Consider the following 12,347-nt stretch of genomic DNA (forward strand, 5'->3'; position numbering starts at 1 on the left):
AAAGGTTGGTTTGCTAAAAAATCAATGTTTCACGCTCTTAATGGAGAAAGACAGTACCAAGTCTGTAAGGATTGTGGAAAAGAACTTGATGAACGATTTATACCATATGACTAATGCGCATTTCGGATCTATACCTATTTATCTTGTATATAAAAAATGGTTATAAAGTGAAATAAAATTCGCAAATTATGGTGATTATCTCTCCAATAGTTTTAATGGCTATAGGTAATAACCAAATACACAAAATACACAATATTATTAAAGAAAATGGAAACAAAACAATAATTTTTTTGTTCAAAATAATTCCTCCATATTGGAATTGTGATTATTTAATAATATAAATCTCTTTTATTAACTCAATCATGTATCTTTGTTAAGACTTTATAAATTTATGTTAAATTTCGGATCAATAACGGAATAAGCATTTCTCTGTTTCATCAAATGGTGTTTATATTTGCAGTGATTGTTGGATAGATGGCGAAGATAAAGAATAAGTAGGGGGAAAACATGCAAAGACCTTTAACTAGTCAAATGGTTATTGATGAGTTTACTAAAATCATAGATTTACAGGATGAAAAAGGCTTTAAGAAATACGGCACAACCATCGATCAGGCTGATAACAAGGATTATAACTGGGAGCTTATGGCGCTTGAAGAGACTGCCGACTTACAGAAGTATTTGGTCCGTAGAATTCTACAGGTTGCGGGGGAACTTGTGAGGGCAAAAGAGGAGAATAGGAAATTGGAAAATGAACTAAATGGATACATCGATGATGTTGCCCAACTGGAAGGAATGCTCGCCCAGGCTAATGAACGGATAAAGGAATTGGAAAGCAAGCAATCTATCACTTTTGTAGATGAGGACCATCGAATCTTTAAAAAGCAATTAGCTGAATTCATGCAGCAGATTAATCCAAAACCAACTATGGAACAAATTGAACAATTACGGCAGCAGTATTTAAACAAGCGTTAAAAAATTTAATCCTAGGGTGTGATAGTATGGGAGTCTTATACAACTCAGTCATGCTACAACAGGAATTGAAACGGAAATTCGTTATTGAAAAATTACATGAACAAGGCATAACTCATACAAAGAACGGGACAAGCATTGAGGAACTGAGTTATGACGATCTGAAGTATGAATTAGTGCTTGCTGCCTTTCGGGAAATTGATTCGGATTGTGAGGCAGGAAAATGGTTTTAGATTTTACCAAAGCAAATAAACAACAGCTATTAACAATCTTGTCAGAGGATTGCCCGCATGGTTATAAAAGGCGGGCGGCCCTTGAATTATTAAGCAGTAAAGAAAACGAAATCAGCCGAAAGGTATCACAGTTTAAACATAAGGCAGCTTATTCGGACAAAACTTATCGTTTTGGAGGGTGAGAACATGTTTAAGATTTGGGATTTGGTTATTAACCATTACCGCTTTGGTTATATCACTAAAATTGAAACAGATGATATTTTCACAGACGTAATTGTTTATTTTGTTAAGTTTTTTCGCTATATGGACGGAGGTCGTGTTCATGCCTCTGGCTGGTTTGATGAAAATGAAATGGTTTTAGCTCCACTGGATATTTGGGAAGATGATTTATTAGCTATGCAGCACATGGCATTAGAAATGAACGATAAAGCGTGGTTTGAGGAATTAGGTCTTAGATTAAAGAATGAAAGGGAAGGAGTAATAAGATGATTAACAATTTATGCAAAGAAGCTTATCTGACAGCAAAGTCTAAGGGATGGCATGATGAAGAACGAGAAACCGGCACTTTATTAGCACTAATCCATAGTGAGGTTAGTGAGGCTTTAGAGGCTGACCGCAAAGGTGACCAGGAGCATTTCGCTGAGGAATTATCAGATGTTTGTATTCGTGTATTCGATTTGTGTGGATCCAGAGGAATTGACCTGGAAACTGCCATTTCAAGAAAGATGGAATATAACAAAACAAGGCCTTACAAGCATGGTGGAAAAGCTTACTAATCTATTAATAAAGGAGAAAATAACATGGCAAAAGTACAACTTAATCAAAAGGAACAACATTATGCAGATACACGTGAGCAAGCTGAGGAAATTATTTCAGCTGCTAAAGAAAATGAAAATCTTCAAATGCACAAAATTGCAGAGAAGTATAACAAGTACGGTCAATATTTCTTAATCGATTTAACTTACGCTTATCAAACTCCTAAAGAAGTAATGGAGAGTCGTCCACAAAAAGATAATGTGCCAGAAGGACAAATGAGCATTGATGATCATGAAGGCATTGAGTATTCTGTGGACGGAAGTGGCAATGTCTCGATGCCAGCTGGTCAATTATCCATAGAGGATGAAGAGGCCGAAGCGCCGAAGCTTCAGAGGGTGAAATAATTTAGAACCAAGTAATTAAAATAGATAAAACCCTGGGATTCCTCAGGGTTCCCCAAAGGGGTGTCGAATATTGGATTTTGAACTGCCTGAATTAGACAGAAAAGCAACTCAAGAAAAAGTCGAGGAATACTTAGCAAAATATCGTCTCTTTAAATATTTAGAATTTGAAGAAAGAGAAGCTTCCATTACTGCAAGCAGCACACCTCGTTATCATGGGGCAACTAATGTCACTAGTGACCAAACTGGTTCCATTGCTATTTATAATGTGGATGAACAGCAGAAAAGAAAGCAATTCTGTGAACGGATTGAATGGGCTGTAAAGCGTCTTCCTAAAATGGAGAGGTTCTTAATTGAAGAACGATATATGAGTGAGGATGCCGAATACTTAACCGATTTCAATGTATACTGTTTCAAATTCCAACCGCCCATTAGTCATGTCACATATGGAAATATACGGTGGAAAGCATTTTATAAGTTAGCCTTAAATTTGAACATAGCAGTTACAAAATAAAAGCCACTGTTTAGTGGCTTTTTTGTAGTTCAACAAGTTCACAAATATCTTTCACAAAAGTGTTTTCTTTTAGGACATCCATTAATTCATCCATTGCTATTTCAAAATTCGGAGAGAGCTGTATTATCATTTTAGATTCTACTGATTCATCACATACATTTAAACTTGAAAATACAGTATATGCTCCATGAAAGACATTTTTGAATATTAATGGGTATTCCTCTCTTTCTTGTTTATTATCAGATTTATTTGCAATATAAACACCTAATAATTCAAAATCCAACTTAACTTGATTTTTATATGTTTGGTAAATATAAAGTAAAACTAGACCCGAAACGGTTCCAATAGAAAAATAATCTTGTAGATATTTTTTCCATTCATCTTTGGAAAAAACTTCGAAATCAGAAGCATTGTTTTTCTTAAATAGACTATTTATGATTGATTCAATACCTTTTTGGTGCTCTTTTAATTTTATATTCATACTTTCATCAAGCGATCCATTTAATGATTCTATTTTTTTTTCTAAATTAATGAACAGATCATTAATACTAGTTTCTTGTAAAATTTTTGTAACATTTTCAATTTGTTTTGCAGAGTCCTCCAATTTTCTAGTGGAGTATAGTGTGGTAGAACTTTGGTCGAATGAATATATGATTGCTAGAACTGCAAGGATTATTGAAATAATAGTACCGGCAAAACTCCACTTACTTAAAGTCACGTCATAATTTGAAGTTAATAGCCAAATGCTAATTATGATAATAATCCAATATGTTAAGTCTTTTTTTGTAATCCACTTGAACATTGAAATTCACCTTTCGGGTTGATTTTCCTTTATATTACAATATATTTAAAAATTTTAGAAATATTTTTTAATAAATATTTAAAGTTATTTTATGTTATTAGGTAAATATCCTGTTAAATTTATATTATCGGGAATTGATTAAGGGACAACCTTTTCAGTTCCCTTTTATTTGTCATAATTTGACGAACGATAGTATTTGTTAAGAGCTCTCCTTTCATTAATAATGATTTAGTGAAAGGGTGGTATTTGCATATGAAAGTTTTTATAAGTTGGTCTGGAACACAATCAAAAGCAGTTGGTGATTTACTAGAAGAATGGTTGCAGTGTGTAATACAGGCAATAGATCCATGGATTTCAACAAGGTATATTGATAGGGGAGCGTTATGGTTTACAGAAATAACTTCCCAATTAAATGACACATCGGTAGGTATTATTTGTTTAACTAAAGAAAATTTAAATAAACCTTGGATATTGTTCGAAGCAGGTGCTCTTGCTAAAGGTCTTAATTCGAGTAGAGTTTGCACATTGCTAATTGATTTAGAACCAAGTGATATTCAAGATCCTTTAGCACAATTTAATCATACAATGCCTGATAAAACCGGAATGTATAACTTGGTAATGACATTAAACTCTAGCTTAGGTGAAAATGCACTTAAGGAAAAAGTTATTACCCAAGTATTTGAAACTTATTGGCCAGTATTTGAAAAGAAATTTAATGAAATTCTTGCAATGGGTCCAGTAGAAGAAAAAGTTGCAGTTAGAAGTGAAAATGATTTACTTAAAGAGTTATTAGCAATGACAAGATCAATGGATAAAAGAGTACGAGAAATTGAATATAATAATCTGAAGTTTAGAGATGATAGTCCTAGGAAAATTGCTGCTGCAAAGAATTTTATTTTGAAATGTGCATTGACTCGTGATCCAGTTGGGGCTGTTATTGAAAATACAATAAAACGTTACGGATTATCAAGAGCTCATGCTGTTGATCTCTACAATGAAGTAATAACAGAATATGAAAAGGAAATTTTGAATCACAATTCTTCCGAAAAAAATATTATTGAAGTAATCGAGTAAACATCCTCATTTGAGGGTGTTTTTATTTTGCCCAAGTAGGTGATGACTTTGAAATTGGCTGATCATTTATCAGATGAACAGATTAAAGAGCTAGAGGAAATAAAATCACCTAAGAAAAGGAAACAAGAAAAGGTTAACTGGAAAGAAATAATGGGTATGAACCGGGATACGTATACTCGGAAGAATGGAGCGATTCGGAGAAAATGATTAGAGTAATCCTGTTTGCTTTATTCCTTTGTTCTGGTGCCTCAGTTACTTATGCAGTATTGGAACCGCCTTTAAGGACAGCCGATTGGAGATTAATCTAATGGCAGACTATAAAACCTATGAACAAAAGATGCGCTTCTATAAGTCAGCTGGGTGGCAAGCAATTAGGCAGCAAGCATTAGTACGTGACAACTATGAGTGCCAAGAATGTAAACGCCAGGGAAAAGTTTATACAGACCATCATGATCCGGATAAGCGCAAGCGATTAGATGTGGACCATATCAAAGAGATTGAGCATCATCCTGAGCTTGCATTAGAACTGGATAACCTTCAAGTCCTTTGTGTTTGGCATCATAACGAGAAGCATGGACGCTTTTCGAAAAAAGAAAACAAGTGGGATGATGAAAAGTGGTAAAAAATGTCGAAATTAGAATAAAAATAAAAAATACGAACAAATATCCCCCCCGGTCAAAAATTTTTTAAATTTTTTTCCGGCTAAGGAGCGGTCGCGGGCTCGACTCTCTGAAAATATGTAAAAATAAATCCTTCACATTAGGGGAGGTAGGGGGGAGGGGTAACATGGAAAAGGAAGAATTAGAGAAACTTAGAAAACAGTTGCTGTCTCGAATTGATACAGAGGATTTGCTGGAAGTAAAGAAGGTAAATGATTTAATTCGGCTGCATGAATTGGATGCAGCTTGCGATGAAGTAATTGATCGTGATGGAGTAAGTATTACTGTCGAGAACGGAAAGCAAAAATTCACCAAGAGCCATCCGAGCATGAATGAAAAAATGAAAATTAATGCTCAAAAAATCGCACTGGAGAAATCGATTAAATTTAAATTGAAGGCAGCCCCTGCCCCTCCATCATCTAGTGTGGAAGACAACCCGAAGCGTGGTAGTTTACTTTGATTAGTTATCCGTACATCGAAGAATATATTCGCCAGTGGCGAGAGGGAAAAATCATTCTAAATAAAAGACGTATCAAGCTGCTGAAGTTAATTGAACGCGACATATTAACAGCAGATGATATGTATTTCGATAGCGAGCAAATTGAAAATTATATTGCTTTTACTGAGAAATATTATTTCCCTCTAACGCTTACTCAAAAATTCAAAACCTGTTTTATCTTCCTTTATTACAAAGATGGTTCATTAGTATTCGATGAACATTTAGATTATGAAGGTCGCGGCGGCGGTAAGACAGGCCGAATATCAACGCTGGCAAATTATTTTATTAGTGATTTGCACGGGATAGATAATTACAACGTATCGGTTGTAGCGAATAGCGAGAAGCAAGCGAAAATGTCGTTCACTGAAGTGTTTAATAAAATCGATAAAGACGACAGATTGAAAGGACATTTCCATCATAAAAAAGCTTTAATCGAATCCCGTGTCACGAAATCCGTATTCCAATATCATACATCTAATGCGAATACAAAAGATGGTTTGCGGGATGGTTGTGTTATTTTTGAAGAAATTCATCAATATGAAAATTCCTCCACAGTTGATGTATTTACATCCGGGCTTGGTAAAGTTCCGAATCCAAGAATCTTTTATGTTGGTTCGGATGGTTATGTGCGTGAAGGATTTTTAGACAAGCTTTTAGAACGTGCTGATAATATTTTAGATGGCCAAGTGAGTATTCGTGAGGATGGTTTATTTCCGTTTTTGTGTTGCTTAGATAAAGAGGAAGAAATGCATAGTTCCGAGATGTGGCAAAAAGCGAATTCGCAATTCCATCCACCACTCACAGATTACGCTAAAACACTTTTGAAAACTGTGATGAAGCAATATAACAAATTGGAACACAATCCAGACGGTTATGAAGAATTTGTTACAAAAAGGATGAACTTACCAAAAGTGGATTTAGAGAAAAGCGTAACCTCATGGAAGAAGATTATGGCAACTAATCAAGAATATGATTTAGACGAATTAAAAAAACGAGAATGCATTGGCTGTTTATATTATGCAGCTGTTCGTGACTTTGTTTCAATGGGATTGTTATTTTTGAAGAATGAAAATTATTTTATACCAAAAGAATTGACACACTCATATATTTGTAAGCCATTTGCTGATAAACATTATGCATACAGCAAGAAGAAAGCCGAGAATAATAACAAGAAAGACCATCGAAAATTCGCTCCAATTAGAGAGTGGGAAAACGATGGTCTTTTGACTGTCCTGGACATTGAAACAATGGATCCACACCTTGTAGTTAAATGGTTTGTCGATAGACGCGAAGAAGGCTGGAACATTAAAAAGATTATTGGAGATAGCTTTAAAATGGATATTTTAAAACCATTATTTGAAGCGGCTGGCTTTGAAGTTGAAGTAATACGAAATCCAGATGCTGCAAGTGGATTACTAGCTCCACGCATCGAAATAGCTTTCCAAAACGAGAAAATTATTTTTGGCGATAATCCATTAATGCGTTGGTATACAAATAATGTACTTGTTAAACGACTACCCAACGGAAATAAAGTGTTTAAGAAAAAAGAGGAAGTTAAGCGTAAAACTGACGGTTTTATGATGTTTTTATACGGAGTATGGGCATCTAGGGATTTAGATGATTACGATGTTTCGGATGCTTTAGATGCTCTAGACTCATTGGACTTTTAGGGAGGGGGTGAATATGTAAATGGGATTCTTGGACACTGTATTAAGGCGCAACAAAGAACTAGAATCAATGATTGATTTAGATTTGTTCTCTGAAAATGTACCTCATCGGGCTTACTTAAAAAAGATGGCTCTCGAGACATGTATTAATTTTATCGGCCGCACCATAAGTCAATCCGATTTTAGGGTAATGAAGAACGGAAAGCGGAAACTTGAAGATTGGCATTATTTGCTTAATGTTCGACCTAATACAGATCAGTCAGCTGCAGATTTTTGGCAGAGGTTTATTTATGAATTAATTAATGAAAATGAGGTCCTAGTCATCCTATCAGATAAAAACGATTTGCTGATTGCTGATGATTTTACCCGAAATGAATATGCTGTTTACCCTGATATTTTTACTGATGTTACTGTCAAAGACTATACTTTTAAACGCTCATTCAAGATGGATGAAGTTATTTATCTTACCTACAATAATGAAAAATTATCGAAATTCATGGAAGGTATGTTTGAGGACTTTGGCGATTTATTTAGTAGAATGATTGAAACAAGCAAGAGGGCTAATCAGATCCGCGGTACTGTTGATATTGATTCCACACAATCGCTTTCAAAAGAAAATCAAACCAAGTTGCAGAATTTTATCGACAAATTGTTCAATGCATTTAAAAATAATCTCGTTGCCATCGTCCCAAAATTAAAAGGTTTTGATTATAGCGAGGTCTCTAAAGGTGATGTTAATGGAAAGTCCATCGAAGAGATTATTAAGCTCAAGAAATCTTTGATTGATGATGTTGCAGATATACTCGGCATTCCAAATGCGTTAGTGCACGGAGAACTCTCGGATTATGAGACTAGCATTAAAGCGTATTTGAAATTCTGTATTGGTCCTCTCATCAAGAAAATTTCAGACGAGTTGAACGCAAAACTTCTTGATAAAAATGAATATTTGGAGGGAGCCAAGATTGAAGTGAGAGGTGTCATTGAAAGCGATCCTATCGAGAATGCGGAAGCGGTGGATAAGCTAGTTGCTTCTGGTGCTTACACTCGTAATGAAGTCCGTGAAAAATTTGGTGATGAGCGTTCCGACAATCCTGAATTAGATAAGTTTGTAATTACGAAAAACTATCAATCTGCAGATTCTGTGGAGGGAGGTGAAAGTGAATGAGAGGAATGACAAAAGAAGATTTTTTCAAGCAATTCAAGAATCAGTCTTATGTTGAACAATTAAAAAACATCCCGCAAAAGTTTAATGCTGTCCACAACGAGGAAACAAAAACTAGTGAAATCACTATTTATGGTGTGATTGGTACTTCATGGTGGAACGATAGCTTTTCTGCAAGTGATATTGACGAGGCCATCAAATCAGCAGGAAGTAATGACATAATTATCAACCTAAATAGTCCTGGTGGAGATGCATTTGACGGTATTTCCATTTTCAATCGTTTGAAGCGTCACGAAGGAAAGGTGACTATCCACGTTGATGGCTGGGCATGTTCAGCGGCTTCTGTTATTGCAATGGCAGCGGATGAATTAATCATGGGGCTTGGTTCAATGATGATGATCCACGAAGCCAGTAACATTGTTTGGGGTACCAAAACGGATATGCGTAAAGAAGCTGCTGTACTTGAGGAACTGGAGGAAGGCATCATCGATATTTACATGACTAAGGCAAATGTTAGTCGTGAGGAAATTCGAGAAAAAGTCGATGCTGAAACTTGGTTTAGTGCTAAAAAGGCTGTTGAAATCGGCTTTGCTAGTAAAGCAGAAGGTACAGAAGCAGAGGAACCACCAGAACCAAGCAATACTGTTTTAAATGCAGACCAGAAACGTCAAATCCTTAATGAATTAAACGGTATTTTAAAACCGGATAATCAATCAAAAGAACCTTCTCCTACATCCTCAACAACTGTGGAAAACAAAGGGAAAGGTTCTTTTAATTTACTTAAAAAATGGAGGTAACAAATTATGGTTATGAAATTAAAAGGTACTATGGCAAATTTTGAAGCAAAAAAGCAAGCGTACATGAATGTTATGAAGGCTGAAAATTCAACTCCTGAACAGTTGGAAGCAGCATTCAGTGAAATGTTTTCTGCTCTTCAAACTGATTTAACGGAGCAGATCACTAATGAAGCACGCAAAGAAGTGCACGATGCTCAAATTTTAGCAGCACGCGGCCAAAACGTTTTAACATCTACAGAGCGCAAATTCTTCAATGAAGTAATTGCAAGTGGTGGTTTTGCTGAAGATACTATCCTGCCAATCACAACTCAGGAGCGAGTGTTTGAGGATTTAGTAACTCAACATCCATTACTTGATGTTATTGGATTAAAAGATTTAGGGGCTATTACTCGCTATATTTATTCAGATGCAACAAAGGCATATGCTTGGGGTGCACTATTTGGAGAAATAAAAGGGCAAATTTCTGCAGCATTCCGTGAAGAGCAAATTGGTCAGTTAAAACTTACTGCTTTTGCCGTTATTCCTAAGGATATGCTAGAGCTTGGACCTGAATATGTTGAGCGTTATGTGCGTACAGTTTTAGTTGAATCTTACTCTGTTGGATTGGAATATGGTCTTGTGAATGGTCGCGGCCAAGCACAAAACGAACCTATTGGTTTGATGAAAGATGTGAATGCAGAAACAGGTGCAGTGACAACAAAAACTTCTTCTGGAATCTTAACATTTGCACCTTCAGAAAAAGGTGAAATTGTTGCTAAAGAATTAGGCGGAGTAGTTATTAATTTGTCAACTGATGCAAAAGGCAAATCTCGTAAAGTCTTAAATAAAGTTGTTATGGTAGTGAATCCGGTAGATGCAATTAAAGTGCAAATCGGCAACACCATTCAAACTCCAAACGGTCAATGGGTAACGACATTGCCTTATAACATTTCTCCAATTGAATCAGAAGAAGTACCAGCAGGTAAAGCATTATTCTTTGTGAAAGAGGCTTACTTAGCGGCAATTGCAGGTGGTTACAAGATTAATAAATTCGATGAAACTTTAGCGATTGAAGATGCGCGTTTATACACCATGAAGCAATTTGCTAATGGGAAGCCAAAGGATAATAAGACAGCTTTAGTATATGACCTTAACATTGATTTAGATCCTGCTCCAGCAGTGTAAATGAGGAGTGAATTAAATGTTTAAGGTAATTAATGATTTTTACGATAAGGAAAGTAAAAATACTTTTTATCGATCCGGCGACGAGTACCCAAAAGGAGACTACAAGCCTACTAAAAAGCGTATTAAAGAGCTATCTGAAGTCCATCCACAATACAAGAAGGTGTTTATCGAGGAAGTAAAAGAGGAAAAGAAAGCATCTGAAAAGGAGTGATGTGATTGAGCATCACTAACGACATTTTAAATGAATTCAAGGAAAGGATGCACTTAGGGGATCATGAAGACGAGAATCTAAGACGCATCCTTTCTGCGTCTGTTGCGGCATTGACAAGGATGTGCGGGGATTACGATATAGACGATGACGAAGAGTTCAAAGAGCTAGTTTTTGAGCGTTCCCGGTACGTCTATAACGATTCGTTAGAGTATTTTAACGATAATTTCCTTAGCCAGATTAATAATTTGGGCCTTGCTAAAGCCTTAGAGGAGGAAGATGCAGATGCAGCCGTTTAAATATAAGCCTAATAGAAATTCCGGCCTATTTAGACATCGCATCAGCATCTTTAAACCTCCAGACCCGGAAATCGATGTAGACGAAGCAGGTCAGCCTTTGGAGGATTGGATTCCGGTGGCAGAGACCTGGGCAGATGTATTCCCTTTACGAGGCCGTGAATTATTTGCGGCTCAGCAAGCCAGCGCAGAGGTTACGACTCGAATTACCATTCGTTATCGAACTGGAATTGACCGGACCATGAAAGTTGTTTATGACGGGACTGAATTTGAAATTCTTTATATCATCCACACGGATTATGCTAAAAAAGAATTACAGCTGATGTGTAAGGAGCGGCAATAATGGGCAGACGAATGCGGCTCAATACTAGAATGCGGTTAAGGGTCGATGGCATGGAAGATATCATTAGAGAGCTTCAACAAGCAGATGAGGAACTGCAAAAGGAATTAAATGATCTTGTGTCTGAATGTGCCGAAATTGTTTTCCGTGAGGCCGATTCAAGGGTACCTATTGAGACAGGAAAAGCCCGGGAAACACTGCGCATTGAGGTAGGTAAAAATAGCAAAGGCGTTTTTTACGCTAATGTTGTAATTGGTAATGGAACCGGAAAGAATGATCCATATTACATTACCTTTAATGAATTAGGAACCTCAAGACAGCAGCCTAGACCGTTTATGCGCCCGTCTCTCGATAAAAGTAAGAGAAAGATACGGGACCACCTAATTAACGGATTAAGAGCAGCACTGGCAAGACAAGGAAGGTGATAGCTTGCTAGAAATTGATATTCGAAACTATTTGCTTTCCCATGAGTCTTTGAAAGAAAAAATAGGTAGCCGTCTTTACCCGGGGTGGATACCTGAAAACGCAACTATGCCTTCTGTTGCTTTTCTTGAAGTTTCCGGGGTCCGGCACCATGATATCGATGTGGCCTATCCCCGATATCAATTTTCTGTATTTTCTCCCAGGTATCTCGAAGCAAAAGAGGTTACGGCAGAAATTCGAAATATCCTCCAGCGTTTTAAAGGTAAAATGGGAGATTCAAATATAATACAGGTTGCATTTCAAAATGAATATGAGACCTACGAACAAAATACAAAACTCTATCATATTGCAATGGATTTTAAATTTATTTTTTGGGAGTGAAT

General features: G+C 36.3%; 21 protein-coding genes. 20 read left to right on the forward strand and 1 reads right to left on the reverse strand.

Translation table 11 applies throughout. From position 1 onward, the window contains the following. Positions 1-507 precede the first annotated feature (507 nt). From QNN06_RS08805 to QNN06_RS08835, 7 genes are all read left to right on the forward strand, one after another. The gene (locus QNN06_RS08805; protein ID WP_284037441.1) at positions 508-972 is read left to right on the forward strand and encodes a hypothetical protein; all 465 of its coding nucleotides are present in this window, start codon (positions 508-510) and stop codon (positions 970-972) included. A gap of 26 nt (positions 973-998) precedes the next feature. Continuing rightward, entirely contained in the window at positions 999-1,202 is a 204-nt protein-coding gene (locus QNN06_RS08810; protein WP_284037442.1) for a hypothetical protein, read from the forward strand. Further along, positions 1,193-1,384, forward strand: a complete 192-nt coding sequence (locus tag QNN06_RS08815) for a hypothetical protein (RefSeq protein WP_284037443.1) — start codon at positions 1,193-1,195, stop codon at positions 1,382-1,384. Before QNN06_RS08810 ends, QNN06_RS08815 begins: the two co-directional genes overlap by 10 nt. 4 nt (positions 1,385-1,388) lie before the next feature. Then, positions 1,389-1,691 (forward strand): hypothetical protein, encoded by a 303-nt coding sequence (locus QNN06_RS08820; protein ID WP_284037444.1) that lies wholly within the window; start codon positions 1,389-1,391, stop codon positions 1,689-1,691. Beyond that, entirely contained in the window at positions 1,688-1,978 is a 291-nt protein-coding gene (locus tag QNN06_RS08825; RefSeq protein ID WP_284037445.1) for a MazG nucleotide pyrophosphohydrolase domain-containing protein, read from the forward strand. Before QNN06_RS08820 ends, QNN06_RS08825 begins: the two co-directional genes overlap by 4 nt. Before the next feature lie 24 nt (positions 1,979-2,002). Next, positions 2,003-2,362, forward strand: coding sequence for an organic solvent tolerance protein OstA (locus QNN06_RS08830; protein ID WP_284037446.1), 360 nt, complete (start codon positions 2,003-2,005; stop codon positions 2,360-2,362). A 70-nt stretch (positions 2,363-2,432) separates the two neighbouring features. Continuing rightward, complete coding sequence (locus QNN06_RS08835) at positions 2,433-2,873, forward strand: ArpU family phage packaging/lysis transcriptional regulator (protein WP_284037447.1); 441 nt, start codon at positions 2,433-2,435, stop codon at positions 2,871-2,873. A gap of 10 nt (positions 2,874-2,883) precedes the next feature. On the opposite strand, the gene QNN06_RS08840 is transcribed toward QNN06_RS08835, so the two are convergent. Continuing rightward, on the reverse strand, positions 2,884-3,675 hold the full coding sequence (locus QNN06_RS08840) for a hypothetical protein (RefSeq protein WP_284037448.1): 792 nt from the start codon (positions 3,673-3,675) through the stop codon (positions 2,884-2,886). 252 nt (positions 3,676-3,927) lie between these two features. Here QNN06_RS08840 and QNN06_RS08845 point away from each other — a divergent pair, with 252 nt between their 5' ends. From QNN06_RS08845 to gp17, 13 genes are all read left to right on the forward strand, one after another. Continuing rightward, positions 3,928-4,749: a toll/interleukin-1 receptor domain-containing protein gene (locus tag QNN06_RS08845; RefSeq protein ID WP_284037449.1), complete on the forward strand. Its 822-nt coding sequence runs from the start codon at positions 3,928-3,930 to the stop codon at positions 4,747-4,749. A 54-nt stretch (positions 4,750-4,803) separates the two neighbouring features. Continuing rightward, positions 4,804-4,956 (forward strand): hypothetical protein, encoded by a 153-nt coding sequence (locus tag QNN06_RS08850; protein WP_284037450.1) that lies wholly within the window; start codon positions 4,804-4,806, stop codon positions 4,954-4,956. A 100-nt stretch (positions 4,957-5,056) separates the two neighbouring features. Then, positions 5,057-5,371, forward strand: coding sequence for an HNH endonuclease (locus QNN06_RS08855; RefSeq protein WP_284037451.1), 315 nt, complete (start codon positions 5,057-5,059; stop codon positions 5,369-5,371). 164 nt (positions 5,372-5,535) lie between these two features. Then, positions 5,536-5,868, forward strand: a complete 333-nt coding sequence (locus tag QNN06_RS08860) for a hypothetical protein (protein ID WP_284037452.1) — start codon at positions 5,536-5,538, stop codon at positions 5,866-5,868. Beyond that, complete coding sequence (locus QNN06_RS08865; RefSeq protein WP_284037453.1) at positions 5,865-7,577, forward strand: terminase large subunit domain-containing protein; 1,713 nt, start codon at positions 5,865-5,867, stop codon at positions 7,575-7,577. Before QNN06_RS08860 ends, QNN06_RS08865 begins: the two co-directional genes overlap by 4 nt. Before the next feature lie 19 nt (positions 7,578-7,596). Then, entirely contained in the window at positions 7,597-8,739 is a 1,143-nt protein-coding gene (locus tag QNN06_RS08870) for a phage portal protein (RefSeq protein WP_284037454.1), read from the forward strand. Further along, a complete protein-coding gene (locus QNN06_RS08875) occupies positions 8,736-9,533 on the forward strand; it encodes a head maturation protease, ClpP-related (protein WP_284037455.1) in 798 nt (265 codons plus the stop codon). The genes QNN06_RS08870 and QNN06_RS08875 overlap by 4 nt, the downstream gene beginning before the upstream one ends. A 6-nt stretch (positions 9,534-9,539) precedes the next feature. Then, a complete protein-coding gene (locus tag QNN06_RS08880; RefSeq protein ID WP_284037456.1) occupies positions 9,540-10,697 on the forward strand; it encodes a phage major capsid protein in 1,158 nt (385 codons plus the stop codon). A gap of 16 nt (positions 10,698-10,713) precedes the next feature. Continuing rightward, the gene (locus QNN06_RS08885) at positions 10,714-10,908 is read left to right on the forward strand and encodes a hypothetical protein (RefSeq protein WP_284037457.1); all 195 of its coding nucleotides are present in this window, start codon (positions 10,714-10,716) and stop codon (positions 10,906-10,908) included. Between the two features lie 47 nt (positions 10,909-10,955). Then, on the forward strand, positions 10,956-11,204 hold the full coding sequence (locus QNN06_RS08890) for a hypothetical protein (RefSeq protein ID WP_284037914.1): 249 nt from the start codon (positions 10,956-10,958) through the stop codon (positions 11,202-11,204). Further along, entirely contained in the window at positions 11,191-11,544 is a 354-nt protein-coding gene (locus tag QNN06_RS08895; RefSeq protein WP_284037458.1) for a phage head closure protein, read from the forward strand. The genes QNN06_RS08890 and QNN06_RS08895 overlap by 14 nt, the downstream gene beginning before the upstream one ends. Then, positions 11,544-11,966, forward strand: a complete 423-nt coding sequence (locus tag QNN06_RS08900; protein WP_284037459.1) for an HK97-gp10 family putative phage morphogenesis protein — start codon at positions 11,544-11,546, stop codon at positions 11,964-11,966. The genes QNN06_RS08895 and QNN06_RS08900 overlap by 1 nt, the downstream gene beginning before the upstream one ends. A gap of 4 nt (positions 11,967-11,970) precedes the next feature. After that, positions 11,971-12,345: a tail completion protein gp17 gene (gene gp17 / locus QNN06_RS08905; RefSeq protein ID WP_284037460.1), complete on the forward strand. Its 375-nt coding sequence runs from the start codon at positions 11,971-11,973 to the stop codon at positions 12,343-12,345. The last annotated feature ends 2 nt before the right edge of the window (positions 12,346-12,347 follow it).

This window comes from Neobacillus sp. 114 (assembly GCF_030127045.1).
Lineage (GTDB): Bacteria > Bacillota > Bacilli > Bacillales > Cytobacillaceae > Neobacillus > Neobacillus rhizophilus.